Source organism: Salipiger bermudensis, assembly GCF_019801965.1.
Taxonomy (GTDB): domain Bacteria; phylum Pseudomonadota; class Alphaproteobacteria; order Rhodobacterales; family Rhodobacteraceae; genus Salipiger; species Salipiger bermudensis_A.
Genome location: NZ_JAHVIA010000006.1, coordinates 115091 through 133704, shown reverse-complemented (window position 1 = coordinate 133704; position 18614 = coordinate 115091). Strand labels below are relative to the sequence as shown.

The following is an 18614-nucleotide window of genomic DNA, read 5'->3' as shown; positions in this document are numbered from 1 at the left end:
CGCCGCCCCGCGCGTCTCGTTCAGGCGCTGGCGGGCCCGGGGGCCCGCCGGTCGTCCGGCCTCAGTTGGCCTTCTCGTCGTAGGCGGTGCCCCAGCCCCAGGCGCCGGAGCCGAAGCCCCGCGCGACCACGCGCTCGCGGTAGATCGACGACACTTCGTCGCCGTCACCGGCCAGCAGGGCCTTGGTCGAGCACATCTCGGCGCAGATCGGCAGCTTGCCTTCCGCGATCCGGTTGCGCCCGTACTTCTGGAACTCGGCGGCGGAGGTGTTCTCTTCCGGGCCACCGGCGCAGAAGGTGCACTTGTCCATTTTGCCGCGTGAGCCGAAGTTGCCCGCCTGCGGATACTGCGGCGCGCCGAAGGGGCAGGCATAGAAGCAGTAGCCGCAGCCGATGCACAGGTCCTTGGAGTGCAGCACCACACCGTCTTCGGTCTGGTAGAAGCAATCGACCGGACAGACGGCCATGCAGGGCGCGTCCGAGCAGTGCATGCAGGCGACCGAGATCGAGCGTTCGCCCGGCTGGCCGTCCTGGATGGTCACCACCCGTCGGCGGTTGATGCCCCACGGCACCTCGTGCTCGTTCTTGCACGCGGTGACGCAGGCGTTGCACTCGATGCAGCGTTCGGCATCGCAGAGGAATTTAGCTCGTGCCATGTCTCGCTCTCCTTACGCCGGCATGATCTTGCAGAGGGTGGCTTTGGTCTCCTGCATCTGGGTGACAGAGTCGTAGCCATAGGTCTGCGCGGTGTTGGTGGATTCACCCAGAACGATGGGATCCGCCCCGTCGGGATATTTCGAGCGCAGATCCTCGCCCTCGAAATGGCCGCCGAAGTGGAAGGGCATGAAGGCCACGCCCTCGCCCACCCGCGGGGTGACCATGGCCATCACCTTGACCTTGCCGCCCTCGGGGCCCTCGACCCAGACATCCGCCCCGTCGCGTACGCCGAGATTGTTGGCGTCGCGCGGGTTGATCTCCACGAACATGTTCTGCTGGAGCTCGGCGAGCCACGGGTTGGACCGGGTCTCGTCGCCGCCACCCTCGTACTCGACCAGTCGGCCGGAGGTGAGGATGATCGGGTAGTCCTTCGAGAAGTCGTTCTTCTGGATCGAGGCGTACATGGTCGGCACGCGCCAGAAGGTCTTGTCCTCGTAGGTCGGGTAGTCTTCCACCAGATCGCGCCGGTTGGTGTAGAGCGGCTCGCGGTGCACCGGGACCGGGTCCGGGAAGGTCCAGACCACGCAGCGGGCCTTGGCGTTGCCGTAAGGGGCACAGCCATGGGCGATCGCCACGCGCTGGATGCCGCCCGAGAGGTCGGTCTTCCAGTTCACGCCGCCGATCTGCTCGGCGAAGTCCGACGGGTAGGGCCCGGTCTGCGACTGCTCGCCGAGATCCGTGTCGGTCTCCGGACGCTGATCGATATAGCCCGCGACATACTCGATCATGCGCCGCTCGTAGGGCGTCAGGTCGCTGTCCCAGCCGAGATCGATCAGCATCTGCATGGTGAACTCGGGATAGCCATCCTCGATCTCGGAGCCCACGGTGTAGGAGCCCTCGGCGAGCAGGTTCTCGCCATTGCGCTCGACGCCGTAGCGGGCGCGGAACGGCAGGCCGCCCTTCGCCACCGGAAGCGAGGTGTCATAGAGGTTGGCCGAGCCCGGGTGGTTCATCTCGGGCGTGCCCCAGCAGGGCCACGGCATGCCGTAGTAATCGCCATCCGCGGGGCCACCATTGGCGCGCAGCGTGGTGCGGTCGAAGGTGTGCTGGTTCTCCATGTGCATCTTGAGCCGTTCCGGCGACTGGCCGGTATAGCCCACGGTCCACATGCCGCGGTTGAACTCGCGGGTGAGATCCTCGATCAGCGGCTCCTCGCCATTCACCTCGATGTTGCGGAACAGGCGATCCGCAAAGCCGAACTTGGTGGCGAACTTGTGCATGATGATGTGGTCGGGAAGCGACTCGAAGAGCGGCTCCACCACCTTGTCACGCCACTGGATCGAGCGGTTCGACGCGGTCACCGAGCCATAGGTCTCGAACTGGGTCGAGGCCGGCAGCAGGTAGGTGTTGTCGGTCCGGTCGTGCAGGATCGCAGACACGGTGGGATAGGGATCGACCACGACCAGCAGGTCGAGCTTCTCCATCGCCGTCTTCATTTCCTTGAGGCGGGTCTGCGAGTTCGGGGCGTGGCCCCAGAACACCATGGCGCGGGTGTTGTCGGGCTGTTCGAGGTTTTCCTTGGCCTCGAGCACGCCGTCGATCCAGCGGCTGACCGGGATGCCGGTCAGGTTCATCATGGCCTTGTCCTTGCCATCCTTGCCCTGCATCGTGGCAAAGCGGCCCTTCAGCCAGTCGAGATCCTCTTCCCAGACCCGGGCCCAGTGCGCCCAGCTGCCCGCGGTCAGGCCGTAATAGCCCGGCAGCGTGTCGGCCAGAACGCCGAGGTCGGTCGCGCCCTGCACGTTGTCGTGGCCGCGGAAGATATTGGTGCCGCCACCGGCGGTGCCCATGTTGCCGAGTGCCAGCTGCAGGATGCAGTAGGCACGGGTGTTGTTGTTGCCGTTGGTGTGCTGGGTGCCGCCCATGCACCAGATCACGGTGCCCGGACGGTTGTTGGCCAGCGTCCGCGCCACGCGCTCGAGCTGACTGCCCGGCACGCCGGTGACGCGCTCGACCTCGTCGGGCGTCCAGTTGGCGACCTCGGTGCGGATCTCGTCCATGCCCCAAACGCGGCTGCGGATGAAATCACGGTCTTCCCAGCCGTTCTCGAAGATGTGCCAGAGCAGGCCCCAGACCAGCGCCACGTCCGAGCCCGGACGAAAGCGGACATATTCGTCCGCGTGGGCGGCGGTGCGGGTGAAGCGCGGGTCGCAGACGATCAGCGGCGCGTTGTTCTGCTCTTTCGCCTTCAGCACGTGCTGCAGCGACACCGGGTGCGCCTCGGCGGGGTTGCCGCCGATGATGAAGATCGCGCGCGACTTGTGGATGTCGTTGTAGCTGTTGGTCATGGCGCCGTAGCCCCATGTGTTGGCAACACCGGCCACGGTGGTCGAGTGGCAGATCCGGGCCTGGTGATCCACGTTGTTCGTGCCCCAGTAGGCGGCGAACTTGCGGAACAGGTAGGCCTGCTCATTCGAGTGCTTGGCGGAGCCCAGCCAGTAGACCGAATCCGGGCCCGAGCTGTCGCGGATCGACATCATCTGGTCGCCGATCTCGTTGATTGCCTGCTCCCAGGAGATGCGCTGCCATTCGCCGCCCACCTTCTTCATCGGATACTTGAGGCGCCGCTCGCCATGCGCGTGCTCGCGCACCGAGGCACCCTTGGCGCAGTGGGCGCCGAGGTTGAACGGGCTGTCCCAGCCGGGCTCCTGCCCGATCCAGACGCCGCCCTGGACCTCTGCTTCGACGGTGCAGCCGACCGAGCAGTGGGTGCAGACGGATTTGACCCGCTTCACGTCGCCGGTGGCCGCGGTCGCGGCGGTGGCCTGGGTCACGGTGCCGCCGGTGGCGGCCACTGCCGCAAGCCCGCCGATCGCCAGACCCGAGCCGCGCAGGAAGGCGCGGCGGTCAACCGAGGCGTTGGCCACCTCGGAAAGGATACTTGTCCGCTGGGGGCGTCGCGCAACCCCGTTGGTCTTTTTCCTCAACATGTTTCTCACTCCCCTTGCGTGCTCGGCCCCCGCATGGTGCCTCGCTTGCTTGGTATTACAGGTGCCTCGGACAGTCGGGCGTCACGCAACCAGTCGTCCTTGGCGGGAAATCCAGCGTCCGGTCAGAACCGGGCGGCGGCGTAGTAGGCGCGGGTGTGCGCGGTGTCCTGGATCTTGGACGATGCCAGGTCGGGCTCTGCGGCCTCGGCCTCGGTGCCGCCGGTGGTGGCGACGGCAACCGCCGCGAGCGGTGCGCCGGTCGAAGCCAGTTTCAGGAAGTCGCGGCGGCTCTTGGCCGTCTCGTCTTTCCTCGTCATGGAGAGACCTCCTCTCTCAGGGTTTTGGCGGTTGCCCGCCGGGATGCGGATCACTCCGCGCTCATCCGGAACGCCTCGGCCTCGATCTCCATGAAAGCCCGGCCGAGACGTCCGACCGGGGCATAGAAGACCGAGTTCTTGGCGCCCTCGAGATCCGAAAAGAAATGCGCGGCCCAGGGGCCGATATGCCTGTTGAAGAAGCTCTTCTGCTGGCCCAGCGTCGCCGGCACCCCGAAGCGGCCGACGATCATCGCGCCCATCATCTCCATCAGCGAGGCGATGTTGTCCTCGGGCTCGAACACGTTCTCGGCGCGGGCGAGGCCGCGCGCCGTCATGTCCTGGCGGAGCTGCGCCAGCGGCTTCTCGTTGAGGAAGCCCGTCAGGTAATAGGAGGCGTAGGGCAGCAGCTCGCCGCGGCCAAGGCCGATGAACAGGCGGTTATACTCGCTCTCGACCGCGGCGGGGCGGGAGATCTTGGCGACCTTGGCGAGCGTGGTCACCGCTTCGCCCACCGGGCTCGCGTCGCCGCTGAGCCCGGCGCATTGGTCGATCAGGCCTTGATCGGCGGGGCGGGCAAGGATCAGGCCGAGGAAGTTGTAGAGATCGGCGCGCAGGCGATCCTCTTCCGCGATCTTCGGCGCGGGCTTCGCTTCGGTCGTCAGGTCGGGAGCTGCACTCATGGGGGATTTGTCCGTCATCAGCTGGCCTCGAAGCGGAAGCGCATGCGGCGGCTGCTCGCCGGCAGCAGGCTGTCTTCCTCTTCGGGGTGTGTCTCGGTTTGGGCGATCTCGGGCGCCGGTTCGGGCGTGGGCGCCTCGAGCGGCGGGATCTCGGGCTGCGCCTCGATGGTCGGGCCCAGCGTCTCGGGGGCGCGCAGCGAGGTGGTCTCGGCCTGCGCGGCGATGGCGGCGGGGGCCTCCTCCGACGCGGGCTGCGCCGCATCGTCCTCGGCCGCGCCCTGGGCGACGTAGTCGAGATGCGCGAGCAGGCCCTTGCCGACCTGGTAGGTCGTCTTGAAGTCCGCCGCCGGGGTCACGAAGGTGAAGTCGGTGTCATAGTCGTTGAGCCCGTCGAGGCAGGCCAGCACCGGATTGGAGCGCCAGAGCGTCCGGAGCGCGCGGTTTTTCAGGCGGCGGGGCAGCTGCGACTTGAGGAACTTCTGCACCATCTCGCCGTCGGTGATCTCTTCGGGCAGTGGCAGGCCGGCCTCGGCCAGCAGCTCCTCGTCGCTGCGCTCGGCCAGCTTCGCCTCGTCCTCGGCGCGCTGCGCCTCGATCTGCGCCTCGGTCTCGGCCTTCTGCTCGGCCTCGACGGCGGCCTTCCGGCGCGACCAGAAATCCTTCATTGCAGACGCCCCCGCTTGAGGGTGGGCGAGGCGTAGATGTCGGCCGGCTTGACGATGCGCGGATCGCCGATGCCATCCTGCTGGCCGTCCACCTTGGCGTTCTTGCGGCGGCGCTTGACGAATTCCTCGTCCTCGTGGTGGCGCTCGACGAAATCGCCGACCCAGGCCAAGAGGCCCTGCGGCATCGGCACCTTCTCGACCACGTCCTCGCCGCTGTCGCAGTAATCCTGCGCCTCGTAGGGTGAGGCGGTCACCAGGGCGACCTCGAACGGGTGCTCGCCGACGATCTTGCGCATCACCACGTAGACGCTGGGCTCGCGGGCGGTGATGCCGTGCAGATAGGCCTCGGTCTCGGCGCGGTAGAGCTCGAGCGGCAGGGTGGCGGCGTGATACTCGACCGTCTCGCCCTCGCGGCGCAGCTCGCGCCAGTCGGCGGGGCCGGCGCCCGGCAGCACGGCGACCGCCCGCCAGGCATACTTGGCCCAACGGGTGGCGCCGGGCGTGCGGCGCAGCACGACACCCACGGGCATGTATTGATCGTTGCTCGGATACGCTGTCACGATGAACCTTCTTCTCCTCCGCCCTGATTGAAACACGTAGCGGGGACCAGGAAAGGGGCAATCGGTACACGGCAGTATTCTTTGTTCGTTCCGGGACAATTTGGGCATCCGCCGCGAGGGCTCGGATTGCGCAGGGACAGACTGTCCAATCCGAGTATTTTGATTGGGAAAAGTGCCGCACTGCGGCATGCGAATCACCTCGGACCGTCGGGCGCCAACGTGGCCGGCGACGGTGGAATTCCGCGCGGGGATTTGAGTTGAGAAGCGCCGCGAATCAAGGGTAGCTATCGGGCGAACCGCGCGATGAGGGGCCGGGAAGTGCCGCGCCCGTCAGGAAGGACACCATGACCAAGACCTTGATAACATGCGATTGCATGGGCACCCAGTCGATCGACGCCAAGGCGTTGTCCGAGGCGACGGGATTCGAGGTGACCCCCCCTTGCAAGGCGCTCTGCACCTCTCAGATCGAGCTTGCCGCAAAAGGGTTGACGCGAGGTAATGCAGTGCTGTGCTGCACTCAGGAGGCGCGCACCTTCGAGGCCCTCGCCGAGGAGCTCGACCTCGAGCCCGCGCCGCTCCTCGACCTGCGCGACCGGGCCGGGTGGAGCGCCGACGAAGCCTCCAAACTACCCAAAATGTCCGCATTGGCGGCGGAGGCCATGCTGCCCGCCGCGCCTGAGAAATCGCTCGACGTGATCTCGGAGGGGCTGTGCCTGATCCTCGGCGCGCCCGAGGTGGCGCTCGAGGCCGCCGAACAGCTGGCACCGCATCTCGGCGTCACCGTGCTGCTCGAGCGCGGCGAAGAGCTGCCCGACAGCCGCGCCTATGACGTGATCACCGGGCAGCTGCGCAAGGCGCAGGGGGCGCTCGGCCAGTTCCGGGTGACCATCGACGCGCTGCGCATGATCGAGCCCGGCGGGCGCGGCAGCTTTACCCTGACCGAGCCGCGCGACGGCGGCGTCTCGGACTGCGACGTGATCCTCGACCTTCGCCGCGACGTGCCGCTGTTCCCGGCGCATGAGAAGCGCGAGGGCTACCTGCGCGCCGATCCGGGCCGCCCGCAGGCCGTTGCCGCGGCGGTGATGGCGGCGTCGCATCTCGTCGGCACCTTCGAAAAGCCGCTCTACGTCCGCACCGAGCCGCTGCTCTGCGCCCATAGCCGCGCCGGTCAGGTCGGCTGCACCTCCTGCCTCGACCTCTGCCCGACCGGGGCGATCTCGCCCGATGGCGAGCATGTCACGGTCGATCCGATGATCTGCGCCGGCTGCGGCGCCTGTTCCTCGGCCTGCCCCTCGGGGGCGATCAGCTACGACGCGCCGCCGGTGGACCTGACATTCCGCCGGGTGCAGACGCTGGCCAAGGCCTACCTCGACGCAGGAGGCCACGCGCCGCGCCTGCTGGTCCACGATGCCCACGGCGCCGAGATGATCCGGCTCTCGGCACGCCATGGCGATGGCCTGCCGGCGGATGTCATCCCGCTCGAGATCCGCGCCATCGGCGCCTTCGGCCATGCCGAGACCGTGGCCGCGCTCGCCGCCGGCTTCGCCTCGGTGACGCTGCTGCCGGGGCCCGGGGCCGACCTTCCGGCGCTCGAGACGCAGGTTTCGCTCTCGAACGCCATCTCGGGCGGCGGCAAGGTCGCGCTGCTCGACACCCCCGATACCGACGCCATGTCGGCGGCGCTCTACGCCGAGGAGGCGCCCGCCCCGGTCGCCACGCCGGTGCGCCCGCTGGGCACCCGGCGGCAGATCACACGTCAGGCGGCGCGGGCGCTGCATCCCGAGGCCGAGAGCCTGGCGCTGCCCGAGGGCGCTCCCTATGGCGCGGTGCTGGTCGACCAGGACGCCTGCACGCTCTGTCTCTCCTGCGTCTCGCTCTGCCCTTCGGGCGCGCTTGGCGACAACCCCGACCTGCCGCAGCTGCGCTTCCAGGAAGACGCCTGCCTGCAATGCGGGCTCTGCGCCAATGTCTGCCCCGAGGACGCCATCGCCTACGAGCCGCGGCTCTTGCTGACCGAGGAGGCCTTCGACCAGCGAGTGCTGAACGAGGAAGAGCCGTTCCCTTGCGTCGAATGCGGTACGCTCTTCGGGGTGAAATCGACCATTGACCGGATCACCGAAAAGCTTCAGGCCCATCCGATGTTCGACGGCGACAAGCTGCGGATGATCCAGATGTGTGACGACTGCCGCGTCAACGCGCAGTATCATTCCGACAACAACCCCTTCGCGGTGGGCGAGCCGAGGCGGCCGCGCACCACCGACGATTATCTCAGCAAGCGGCGCGACCACTGAGCGCGCCAGACAGGGAGGCCACGATGAGCGACGATTTCAACATGTCCATGCGCAAGTTCCTCAAGCAGGTGGGCGTCACCTCGCAGCAGGCCATCGAGGAGGCCATGCGCGGCGCCGACACCGCCGGCAAGACCTTCAAGGTCAAGGCGGTGGTGACCATTGAAGAGCTTGGTCTGACCCATGAGGTCGACGGCGAGATCAAGGGACAGGAGTAAACCTTGCCAGCCAGCAGAGAGGCGGTTCAGGCCGTCCTGAAGAGCATCGCCGACCCGGTCGCGGGCGGCGATATCCTTTCGAGCGGCGTGGTCCGCGCGCTCAACGTCGACGAGGCGGGCGCGGTGCGTTTCGTCATGGAGATCCCGCCGAGCGCCAGCACCGCCTACACCAAGGTGAAGGACGAGGCCGAGGCGGCGCTGAAGGCCGCCGAGGGCGTCGCGTCGGTGTCGATCGTGATGACCGGCCACACCGAGAAAGCGCCGCCCGAGCTGCGCGCCCGCAAGGCCGAGCCTCAGGGGCCGCAGAAGATCCCCGGCGTCAACCACATCATCGCCATTGCCAGCGGCAAGGGCGGGGTGGGCAAGTCGACCGTGTCGTCGAACCTCGCCTGCGCGCTGGCGCAGCAGGGCCGGCGCGTCGGTCTGCTCGATGCCGATGTCTACGGGCCGAGCCAGCCGCGGATGCTTGGCGTCTCGGGCCGCCCGGCGAGCCCGGATGGCAAGACCATCCTGCCGCTGCGCAACCACGGCGTCACCATGATGTCAATCGGCCTGATGACCAACGATGATCAGGCGGTGGTCTGGCGCGGGCCGATGCTGATGGGCGCGCTGCAGCAGATGATGATGCAGGTGCAATGGGGCGCGCTCGACGTGCTGCTGGTCGATCTTCCGCCCGGCACCGGCGACGTGCAGATGACGCTGAGCCAGAAGGCGCAGGTCGACGGCGCCATCGTGGTCTCGACGCCGCAGGACGTGGCGCTTCTGGATGCGCGCAAGGGCATCGACATGTTCAAGCAGCTCAACGTGCCGTTGCTTGGCATGATCGAGAACATGTCGACGCATATCTGCTCGGCCTGCGGCCACGAGGAGCATGTCTTCGGCCATGGCGGTGTCGCCTCCGAGGCGGCCAAGCTCGGCGTGCCGCTGCTGGCCGAGATCCCGCTCGACCTGCAGATCCGGCTGGCCTCCGACGGCGGCGCGCCCATCGTGGTAAGCCAGCCCGACAGCGGGCAGGCCAAGGCGTTTCACGACGTCGCCGCGGCGCTGGTGGCGAAGGGGGTGGCATGAGCGAGGCCGAGGCACTGGCGTTTCCGCCGCTGCTCTGGGGCGAGGAGGTCTCGACCGACGCCTTCGACCATGCCTGCCAGCGCGCGCTGCTGGGCTGCGACGCGGGGCTGGTGGCCTATCGCGTCAACGCCAGCGTGGCGCAGGCGGCGCTGGTCTTTGCCCCCGAGGTGCCGCTCGCGCAGGCGATGGCGATGCTGCCGCTCTGCGGCGTGGGCTTCCAGAACGCGCTTGGCGTGATGGCGCCGCCCGAGGTCGCGGTACATCTCGACTGGGATGGCGGCATCCGGGTCAACGGTGCCGCCTGCGGGCGCTTCCGCGCCATGGCCTCGGTCACCGATCCCGACGCCGTTCCCGACTGGCTGGTCATTGGCTTCACCTTGCCGCTGATCCCCGCCAGCGACCGCCCCGGCGACACGCCCGACCAGACCTCGCTCTATGCCGAGGGCTGCGCAGAGGTCTCGCCGCCGGCGCTGATCGAGGCCTGGGCACGGCACAGCCTCAACTGGATCAACCGCTGGGACGAGGAAGGCAACCGCGCCCTGCATTCCGAGTGGCGCGGTCTGGCGCAGGACATCGGGGAGGAGATCTCCCGCGACGGCCTCACCGGCACCTTCCTCGGCGTCGACGAGGCCTTCGGCATGCTGCTGCGCGATGGCGAGACCACCCATCTCATCCCGCTGACAACCGTTCTGGAGCCCGCCCCATGAAGCTCGCCCGCGCCATCCATTTCGACGAGAGCGACATGCGCGTCTATGCCTCGCCGGCCCGCACCGGCGAGTGGTGCATCTCGGGCGGGTTCGAGTTCTCCAACTGGACCGAGGGCGACCTGACCGGCAAGCCGCGTCAGGCTTTCTCCAACGGCTGGCTCGGGCTCGAGACATTCGGCCGGGTGACCTTTGTCGCCGTGACCGCGCTGGAGCCCGCCGAGCTCGAGGCGCTGACCGACCGGCTGGCCGAGCATTTCGTGACCTATTACGGCGCGCCCTCCACCGAGGCCGCACGGCCGGTGGCGCAGGAAGAGCTGGCCCAGATGGTCGCGCTCTGCGACGACCACGCGCCCAACACGCTGCTGACCGTGGCGCGGGAGCTCAGCGAGTCCGGCGTGCGCGAGGCCTACCGGGTCATCGAGTCCAGCGACGCGGGGCTCGACCAGTTCGCCATTCACGGCTCGCTCGACGACGAGCCGCATCATCACTGATCCGCGCTGACCACGCGCCGGGGCCGTGCTACGCTCGGCCCCGATGAGCTTCGGGACCCGCCCCATGACCACCGTTCGCCTGCGCCTGCTGATCCTTGCGCTGGCGCCGCTGGTTCTGTTGATGCCGTTGCTGCTCTTGCTCGGCATGACCCGTTGGACCGGCGATTACGACAAGGTTCTGGCGGCCAACGTGCAGAGCGACCTGCGCATCGCCGAGCAATATCTCTCGCAGCTGATGACCCGCACTGGCGAGGAACTGACCGGGGTGGCGGAGTCGCTGGCCTTCGACACCGCCTTCGGTGGCAACGGCCCCGATCCGCGCTTTCTTGACGCCAAGCGCACCGAGCTGGGTCTGGATTTCCTCTATTACCTGCCATCGGCTCCGAGCGACGGCATCGGCAGCCGCTGGCCGGTGATCGACGCCGCCCGCCGGGGGCGCGCCGAGACCGCCATCGACATCTTCCCGCCCGAGGTCTTGGCGGCGCTGCCGGGCAATCTCGAGACCCGCGCCCGCATCGACCTGATCGAGACCACCGCCGCGGTGCCCACCGACCGGCGGGTCGAGGATCGCGGCATGGTCGTGCACGCGGCGAGCCCGGTGCGCCTGCCGGGCCATGAGGGCGTGCTGGTGGGGGGCATCCTGCTCAACGGCAATCTCGGCTTCATCGACGCGATCAACGCGCTGGTCTATCTCAACCCGGTCACCGGCGGCACACGGCAGGGCACCGCGACGCTGTTTCTCGACGACGTGCGCATCTCGACCAACGTGCGGCTCTTCGAGGATGTGCGGGCGCTCGGCACGCGGGTCTCAGCCTCGGTGCGGCAGGCGGTGCTCGACGAGGGCCAGACATGGCTCGACCGCGCCTTCGTGGTCAACGACTGGTACATCTCGGGCTATCTGCCGCTCTCCGACAGCTTCGGGCAGCGGGTCGGGATGCTCTATGTGGGGATGCTCGAGGCGCCCTTCGCGCAGGCCAAGCGCGATGCCTACCTGTGGATGATGGCGGCCTTCGCGGGCGTGCTGCTGCTTTCCGCGCCAGTGTTTCTTTGGCTGGCCAAGGGCATCTTCGCGCCGCTCGAGCGCATGACCCAGACCATGCGCCGGGTCGGGCGCGGCAATCTCGCGGCGCGCATCGGCCCGGTCGGCGCGCGCGACGAGATCGGACAGGTCGCGGGCCATCTCGATGACCTGCTCGACCAGGTGCAGGACCGCGACCTCAAGCTGCGCGCCTGGGCCGAGGAGCTGGAAGACCGGGTCGACACCCGTACCGCCGAGCTGCGCGAGGCCAATGCCAAGCTGGAGCAGACCTTCCGCCAGCTGGTGATGAGCGAGAAGCTCGCCGCCATCGGCGAGATCACCGCCGGCGTGGCGCATGAGATCAACAACCCGATGGCCGTCATTCAGGGCAATGTCGATGTCATCCGCATGGAGCTTGGCGAGGAGGCCGCCCGGGTCGAGACCGAGCTTTCTCTGATCGATCGGCAGGTGATGCGGATGGAGGCGATCGTCGGCAAGCTGCTGAAATTCGCGCAACCTTCCGAGTATTCCGACTGCGCCGAGACTGTGGCGCTGGCGCCGGTGGTCGAGGATGCGCTGATGCTGGTAGACCATGCGCTGAGCAAGGGCGCCATCGAGGTGGAGACAGAGCTGCCGGAGCTGCCGCCGGTGGCGATCGATGCGGGCGAGATGCAGCAGGTGGCGATCAACCTGATCCTCAACGCGGCGCAGGCGATGGGCGGGCGTGGCCATCTCTGGCTGAGCCTCGCGGAAGAGACGCGCGAGGGCATCGTGGGCGTGGCGCTCACCGTGCGTGACAGCGGACCGGGAATTGCCGAGGAGGCGCTGGCCTCGCTGTTCGACCCGTTCTTCACCACGCGGCGCGGCGAGGGCACCGGGCTGGGCCTGTCGATCTCGCAGAGCATCGTGCAGGGCGCGGGCGGGATCATCTCGGCCGCCAACTCGCCCGAGGGCGGCGCGGTGTTCACGGTCTGGCTGCCATTCGCGGCCTGAACGGCCCCCGCTTCGGCACTGTCCGGCGCAAACAGCGCCCCCAAGCCCCCGATAGGCGCTTTAAGACCGGGGCTCGGGATGCTAATGCCTTGCGCGTAATCCGCCGCCGGGATCCTTGCCGGCGTTTTCCCATGACCTTGGAGGGGCTCTGAAAACATGGCTGACCAAAACACTCCCGACATTGTGTATACAAAGGTAGACGAAGCGCCCGAGCTGGCCTCGGCCTCGCTGCTTCCGATCATCCAGAGCTTCGCTTCGGCGGCGGGAATCACCGTCGGCACCAAGGACATTTCGCTCGCCGGCCGCATCCTCTCGACCTTCCCCGAGGCGCTGACCGAGGAGCAGAAGCAGTCGGACGATCTCGCATGGCTCGGCGAATGGGTGAAGAAGCCCGAAGCCAACGTCATCAAGCTGCCCAACATCTCGGCCTCCGAGCCGCAGCTCGTCGCCGCGGTCAAGGAGCTGCAGGAGCAGGGCTACGCGCTGCCCGACTACCCCTATGCCCCGTCGAGCGACGAGGAAAAGGCCGTCCGCGCCAAGTATGACACCATCAAGGGCTCGGCGGTGAACCCGGTCCTGCGCGAGGGCAACTCCGACCGCCGCGCCGCGGCTGCGGTGAAGAACTACGCCCAGTCCAACCCGCACCGCATGGGCGAGTGGACCTCCGACAGCAAGACCCGCGTGGCCTCGATGTCGGGTGGCGACTTCTTCTCGAACGAAGTGTCGGCCACCCTGCCGAAAGCCGCCACCGCCAAGATCGTGCTCGAGACCGCCGAGGGCGAGACTGTCCTGAAAGAGGGCGTCTCCTATCCCGAGGGCACCGTGGTCGACGCGACCTACATGTCGGCCAAGGCGCTCGATGCCTTCCTCGCGGACGAGATCGAGAAGACCAAGGCAGAGGGCACGCTGTTCTCGCTGCACATGAAGGCCACGATGATGAAGGTCTCCGACCCGATCATCTTCGGCCACGCGGTGAAGGCATGGCTGGCGCCGGTGTTCGACAAGTACGGCGCAAAGATGGAAGAGCTCGGCGTGAACCCGAATGGCGGCCTCGGCGCGCTTCTCGAGCGCGTCAAGGACGAGCCCGAGATCCTCGCCGCCATCGAAGAGGTGCGCGAGACGCGCCCGCCGATGTACATGGTGAACTCCGACAAGGGCATCACCAACCTGCACGTGCCGTCGGACGTCATCATCGACGCCTCGATGCCTGCGCTGATCCGCGCCGGTGGCAAGGGCTGGGGCCCGGATGGGAACGAGGCCGACACCAACTGCGTCATCCCCGACAATTCCTACGCGCCGGTCTATGACGCGACCATCGAGTTCTTCAAGGCCAACGGCAAGCTGAACCCGGCCACCGCCGGCACCGTGCAGAACCTCGGCCTGATGGCGCAGAAGGCGGAAGAGTACGGCTCGCACCCGACCACCTTCGAGATCCCTGCCGCCGGCACCGTGAAGATGATCCTCGACGACGGCACCGTGCTGCACTCGCACGCGGTCGAGGCCGGTGACATCTGGCGCTCGGCCTCGGCCCGCAAGGCGCCGATCGAGGACTGGGTGAACCTGGCCATCGAGCGTCAGAAGGCGACAGGCTACCGCGCCATCTTCTGGCTCGACGCCAACCGCGCCCACGATGCCGAGCTGATCGCCTATGTGAAGCCGATCCTCGAAGCCAAGGGCGTGGCCGACAAGTTCGAGATCATGGCACCGCGCGAGGCCACCATTGCCTCGCTCGAGACCATCACCAAGGGTGAGAACACCATCGCCATCACCGGCAACGTGCTGCGCGACTACCTCACCGACCTGTTCCCGATCCTCGAGCTCGCGACCTCGGCCAAGATGCTGTCGATCGTCAAGCTGATGAACGGCGGCGGCCTGTTCGAGACCGGCGCCGGCGGCTCGGCTCCGAAGCATGTGCAGCAGCTGATGGAAGAGAACCACCTGCGCTGGGACAGCCTCGGCGAGTTCTGCGCGCTTGGTGAGAGCTTCAAGTTCTTCGCCGACCAGTCGGGCAACGAGAAGGCCCGGGTGCTGGGCAACGCGGTCGATATCGCGACGCAGGGCATCCTCGACGAGAACCGTTCGCCGTCGCGCAAGGTCGGTGAGCCCGACAACCGCGACAGCCACTATTGGTTCGCGCGCTACTGGGCCAAGGCGCTGGCCGAGCAGTCGGACGATGCCGAGCTGAAGGTGCATTTCGAGCCCATCGCCACGGCGCTCGAAGCCGGCGAAGCCGCCATCGTGGGCGAGCTCTCGGCAGCGCAGGGCAAGGCGGTCGATCTCGGCGGCTACTACCATGGTGACGCGGCCAAGACCGCTGCCGTGATGCGCCCCTCGGGCACGCTGAACGGCATCATCGGCTGATCCTTCGCTGATCTACCCCCGTCCTCGCGTGCGAGGGCGGGGGGCTCAGGCCCGGTCGAGGGCAAAAACGCGACACCTTCCCGGCCACGTCCGCGCCGCGCTCCTGCAGCGGTTGCGATGCACCCGACCCTTCGACAGGTTTCCCCGGAAGTTCTTTGTCAGGGGGCCGTCGTGCCGTCAGGAAATCCGCTTTCCCTTGCCTACGCCGCAACGCTGCTGCTGACGCTGGTCTCGAGCGGCGCGCTCTACCTATTCTATCTCTCGGGCCTTCAGGCGAGCGGATACGACGCCGCCGGGCTGCTGCTCGGGCGGGATTTTCTCAACCTGCATTTCGCCGGAACGCTGCTGGGGCAGGGGGAGATGCCGACGCTTTTCGACCAGGCAGCCTATGTCGAGGCAATGCAGGCGCATCTCGGGCGCGACTACACGGTCCACAACTGGTCCTACCCGCCGCACATGTTTCCGTTGGCGCAGCTCGCGGCGTGGCTGCCGTATTTCGTCGCGCTGGGGCTCTGGACCCTCGGCGGGCTGGCACTGACCTGCCTCGGCGCGCGGCTCGCCGGGGTGCCGCTTGTCTGGCTCGCGCCGGTGGTACTGTCTCCTGCGGTGACCGTGAACCTGCTGGCCGGGCAGAACGGCACCTATACCGCCGGGCTGCTGCTGCTGGCGCTGGTGCTGGCCGAGCGCCGCCGCTGGCTCGGGGCCGGGCTGTGCTGGGCGCTCCTCACGGTGAAGCCGCATCTGGGGCTTCTGGCGCTGCCGATGGTGCTGCTGCGCCGGCAATGGCGCATCGTGGCGGCGGGAGCGGTCTGCCTGTCGGTGATCGTCGCCCTGACGCTGGCGCTCTACGGAGCCGAGCCGTGGCAGCTCTTCTTCACCGAGACCACCGCGCAGCAGCGGGTTGTGGTCGAGCAATGGCGCGGGCTGTTGCTGAAGCTGATGCCGACCACCTTCATCGCCGGGCGGCTCGCCGGGCTCGAGACCGGCACGGCCTACCTGCTGCACGGGGGCGTTGCGGTGCTGACGCTGCTGCTGCTCTGGCGCAGCTGGCCGGGGCAGGGAGGAACGCTGCGCGACTGGATCACCTGGTTCAGCCTCGGGACCTTCCTGCTGCTGCCCTACAGCTTCTACTACGACCTCGTGATCCTTCAGGTCATGCTGGTGCTCTGGGTGGGAGAGCCGAGGGCGCTGTTCCCGACGCGCTCGCAGGCAGTGGCGCAGATCGCTTGGTACGCGGCGTGGTTCCTGCCCTATCTCTGCTATCTCGCCGCCTTCGCCTGGAGCCTGCAACCGGCGCCGGTGCTTCTGCTGCTGATGCTGAGCGGCCGTGTCATGGCGCGCTCCCGGACCGCCCCGGTTTGACGGGTAGGGTTTTCCTGCGGCGTTTCTCGGAGCGAATTGGAGAATAATATTCGTGAAGGCTTGGTTTGGGTGGGTAATTAATTACAACGGCGCTATATTTACTAAATCAGATTCCGTTTTGGTTTTCCAACTTAGCAATTAAAGGCGCCCATCCCGATATTCGGAATGGGCACCTCAATTCGCCTCTGGGGGATCAGAAGCGATAGTTGAGCGAGACGTTCAGCGTGGTCGCGTCCAGTCCCAGTTTCTTGGCGTTGAAATCCTCGAAGCGGTTGTAGACAACCTCTGTGCCGAGGGTCCAGTTGTCGGTGACGAAGGTCTCCGCGCCGACGCCGAGGTAGTAGCCATCGGAGTCCTTGGCGTTCAGGCTGCCGCCGCTGGTATAGGCCTTCGCATAGCCTGCGGTGCCGTAGAAGAAGGTGTCGCGCGGGGCGACACCGGCACGGCCGCCGATGCGCAGCAGGCCGTCGACGGTCCCGGCCGAGCCGAGGTCCGCATCGGTCCAGTCATACTGGATGCCCACGCCACCGACCCAGTTGCCGAAGTCGCGGTCATAGCCCGCCTTGATGCCGTAAAGACCTTTGTCCTTCGAGGTGTTGGCTGCGCCGTCGGTGTCGAACCCACCGTAGCCGATCTGTCCGCCGAGCGAGAAGCCGGTCCAGTCGCGGCCGGCCGACTGGCTCGACACGGGCAGGACATAGGGATCGGCCGCGACGGGCTCGAGGTTGCCTGCAAAGGCCGGTGCGGCAATGGCGCCGGCGAGCAGGGCAGGGAGGGCAACATTCTTGAGTGCCATTGTTCAGCTCCATTTCTTGTTTTGTCAGTCTCTTTGGGCTGGCCACGGCTATATAGGGTTGAAGTTTTCCGGGCGAAATATTGATCGGGAAATACATGATTTGGATTTTGATCATAATAATAACGCGAAAAATCAGTCAGTTCTAAGTAATTTGAACGGTGTTTACGTTAGCATTGTTATTTTGTGCCGTGGATTGCACAAAGAGTTGAATGGGGCTTGAAAAGCGGAGGCGAATGCCACGCGCGGGCGCGCAATAAAGAAACAAGCGTCGGGCCGGCGACTCGCCGTTGCCGCTTGCCCGGCGCGGGGCGCGATGGCATGACCGACGCATGGACAAGGTCGACTGCATCATCGCCGGCGCCGGGGTTGTCGGGCTCGCCATTGCGCGGACGCTCGCACAGCGCGGCGACGAGGTTCTGATCCTCGAGCCGGAGGAGGCTTTTGGCACCGGCACCTCTTCGCGTAACTCGGAGGTGATCCATGCCGGGATCTACTATCCGACCGGCAGCCTGAAGGCTCAGCTCTGCGTCGAGGGCAAGGCGCGGCTCTACGACTATGCCGAGGCCTTCGGCGTACCGCATCGGCGCTGCGGCAAGCTGATCGTGGCAACGTCCGACGATCAGGTGGCGGCGCTCGAGGGCATCCGCGCCAAGGCCGAGGCGGCGGGGGTGCATGATCTGCGGCTGATTCCGGCGGAGGAGGCGCAGGCGATGGAACCCGAGCTGGCCTGCAAGGCGGCGCTGATTTCGCCCTCGACCGGCATCGTCGACAGCCACGCGCTGATGCTGTCGCTGCTGGGGCAGGCCGAGCAAGCCGACGCGCTCCTGAGCGTGGGCACACGGGTGATCGGGGTGCGCGCAACCGGCCCGGGCTTCGAGGTCACCAGCGAGGATGTCGCGAGCGGTGAGCGGTTTACCATGGGCTGCGGGCGGTTCGTCAATGCCGCCGGGCTGCACGCCTCCGAGCTTGCGGCGGGCATCGAGGGGTTGAGCGCGGCGCATGTGCCGCAGACGCGCTACGCCCGCGGCAACTATTTCGCGCTGCCCGGTCGCGCGGCCTTCTCACGGCTGATCTATCCGGTGCCCGAGCCCGGCGGGCTGGGCGTGCATCTGACGCTCGATCTCGGCGGTGGCATGCGCTTCGGCCCGGACGTCGAGTGGATCGACGATGTCGATTACCGCGTCAACGGCGCGCGCGCGGGGCATTTCCAGAGCGAAATCCGCAAGTACTGGCCCGGGCTGCCCGAGGGCGCGCTCGCGCCGACCTATTGCGGCATCCGGCCGAAGCTCTCCGGGCCGGATGCGCCGGCGGCGGATTTCCGCATCGACGGGCCCGAGCGGCACGGGGTGGCGGGGCTGGTCAACCTCTTCGGCATCGAGAGCCCCGGGCTCACCGCGTCTCTGGCGATTGCCGAGCGGGTCGCCGGGCTGCGCGTGCGCTGAGG

Annotated in this window: 16 protein-coding genes; 9 read left to right on the top strand and 7 right to left on the bottom strand. The window is 67.3% G+C overall.

The annotated features are described in order from the left end of the window. Window positions 1-61: 61 nt before the first annotated feature. From fdh3B to KUV62_RS14500, 6 genes are all read right to left on the bottom strand, one after another. Window positions 62-655, bottom strand: a complete 594-nt coding sequence (fdh3B, locus tag KUV62_RS14525; protein WP_007802716.1) for a formate dehydrogenase FDH3 subunit beta — start codon at window positions 653-655, stop codon at window positions 62-64. Between the two features lie 12 nt (window positions 656-667). Further along, entirely contained in the window at window positions 668-3646 is a 2979-nt protein-coding gene (locus KUV62_RS14520) for a formate dehydrogenase subunit alpha (RefSeq protein ID WP_222604442.1), read from the bottom strand. Between the two features lie 122 nt (window positions 3647-3768). Continuing rightward, window positions 3769-3963 carry a twin-arginine translocation pathway signal protein gene (locus KUV62_RS14515; RefSeq protein WP_222604441.1) on the bottom strand — a complete coding sequence of 65 codons (195 nt, stop codon included), beginning with the start codon at window positions 3961-3963 and terminating at the stop codon, window positions 3769-3771. A 50-nt stretch (window positions 3964-4013) separates the two neighbouring features. Further along, the gene (locus tag KUV62_RS14510) at window positions 4014-4643 is read right to left on the bottom strand and encodes a molecular chaperone (protein WP_222604440.1); all 630 of its coding nucleotides are present in this window, start codon (window positions 4641-4643) and stop codon (window positions 4014-4016) included. Between the two features lie 17 nt (window positions 4644-4660). Then, window positions 4661-5308: a DUF3306 domain-containing protein gene (locus KUV62_RS14505; protein ID WP_222604439.1), complete on the bottom strand. Its 648-nt coding sequence runs from the start codon at window positions 5306-5308 to the stop codon at window positions 4661-4663. Continuing rightward, on the bottom strand, window positions 5305-5838 hold the full coding sequence (locus tag KUV62_RS14500) for a DUF3305 domain-containing protein (RefSeq protein WP_222604647.1): 534 nt from the start codon (window positions 5836-5838) through the stop codon (window positions 5305-5307). Before KUV62_RS14500 ends, KUV62_RS14505 begins: the two co-directional genes overlap by 4 nt. 374 nt (window positions 5839-6212) lie before the next feature. Between KUV62_RS14500 and KUV62_RS14495 the strand changes: the two genes are divergently transcribed. The 8 genes from KUV62_RS14495 (at window position 6213) to KUV62_RS14460 (ending at window position 16374) form a co-directional block, all read left to right on the top strand. Then, complete coding sequence (locus KUV62_RS14495; RefSeq protein WP_222604438.1) at window positions 6213-8159, top strand: 4Fe-4S binding protein; 1947 nt, start codon at window positions 6213-6215, stop codon at window positions 8157-8159. A 23-nt stretch (window positions 8160-8182) separates the two neighbouring features. Then, window positions 8183-8374: a DUF6494 family protein gene (locus tag KUV62_RS14490; RefSeq protein ID WP_222604437.1), complete on the top strand. Its 192-nt coding sequence runs from the start codon at window positions 8183-8185 to the stop codon at window positions 8372-8374. A 3-nt stretch (window positions 8375-8377) separates the two neighbouring features. Further along, window positions 8378-9442, top strand: coding sequence for an Mrp/NBP35 family ATP-binding protein (locus KUV62_RS14485; RefSeq protein ID WP_222604436.1), 1065 nt, complete (start codon window positions 8378-8380; stop codon window positions 9440-9442). After that, window positions 9439-10149: a biotin/lipoate--protein ligase family protein gene (locus KUV62_RS14480; protein WP_222604435.1), complete on the top strand. Its 711-nt coding sequence runs from the start codon at window positions 9439-9441 to the stop codon at window positions 10147-10149. Before KUV62_RS14485 ends, KUV62_RS14480 begins: the two co-directional genes overlap by 4 nt. After that, the gene (locus KUV62_RS14475) at window positions 10146-10640 is read left to right on the top strand and encodes a DUF6505 family protein (RefSeq protein WP_222604434.1); all 495 of its coding nucleotides are present in this window, start codon (window positions 10146-10148) and stop codon (window positions 10638-10640) included. Before KUV62_RS14480 ends, KUV62_RS14475 begins: the two co-directional genes overlap by 4 nt. A 64-nt stretch (window positions 10641-10704) precedes the next feature. Continuing rightward, a complete protein-coding gene (locus KUV62_RS14470; protein WP_222604433.1) occupies window positions 10705-12651 on the top strand; it encodes a cache domain-containing protein in 1947 nt (648 codons plus the stop codon). Window positions 12652-12807: 156 nt separating this feature from the next. Then, window positions 12808-15012, top strand: coding sequence for an NADP-dependent isocitrate dehydrogenase (locus tag KUV62_RS14465; RefSeq protein WP_222604432.1), 2205 nt, complete (start codon window positions 12808-12810; stop codon window positions 15010-15012). 171 nt (window positions 15013-15183) lie between these two features. Then, window positions 15184-16374 carry a glycosyltransferase family 87 protein gene (locus KUV62_RS14460; RefSeq protein ID WP_222604431.1) on the top strand — a complete coding sequence of 397 codons (1191 nt, stop codon included), beginning with the start codon at window positions 15184-15186 and terminating at the stop codon, window positions 16372-16374. 193 nt (window positions 16375-16567) lie between these two features. On the opposite strand, the gene KUV62_RS14455 is transcribed toward KUV62_RS14460, so the two are convergent. Beyond that, window positions 16568-17170 carry an outer membrane protein gene (locus KUV62_RS14455; RefSeq protein ID WP_222604430.1) on the bottom strand — a complete coding sequence of 201 codons (603 nt, stop codon included), beginning with the start codon at window positions 17168-17170 and terminating at the stop codon, window positions 16568-16570. A 329-nt stretch (window positions 17171-17499) separates the two neighbouring features. Between KUV62_RS14455 and KUV62_RS14450 the strand changes: the two genes are divergently transcribed. Beyond that, window positions 17500-18612 (top strand): NAD(P)/FAD-dependent oxidoreductase, encoded by a 1113-nt coding sequence (locus KUV62_RS14450; RefSeq protein ID WP_222604429.1) that lies wholly within the window; start codon window positions 17500-17502, stop codon window positions 18610-18612. The last annotated feature ends 2 nt before the right edge of the window (window positions 18613-18614 follow it).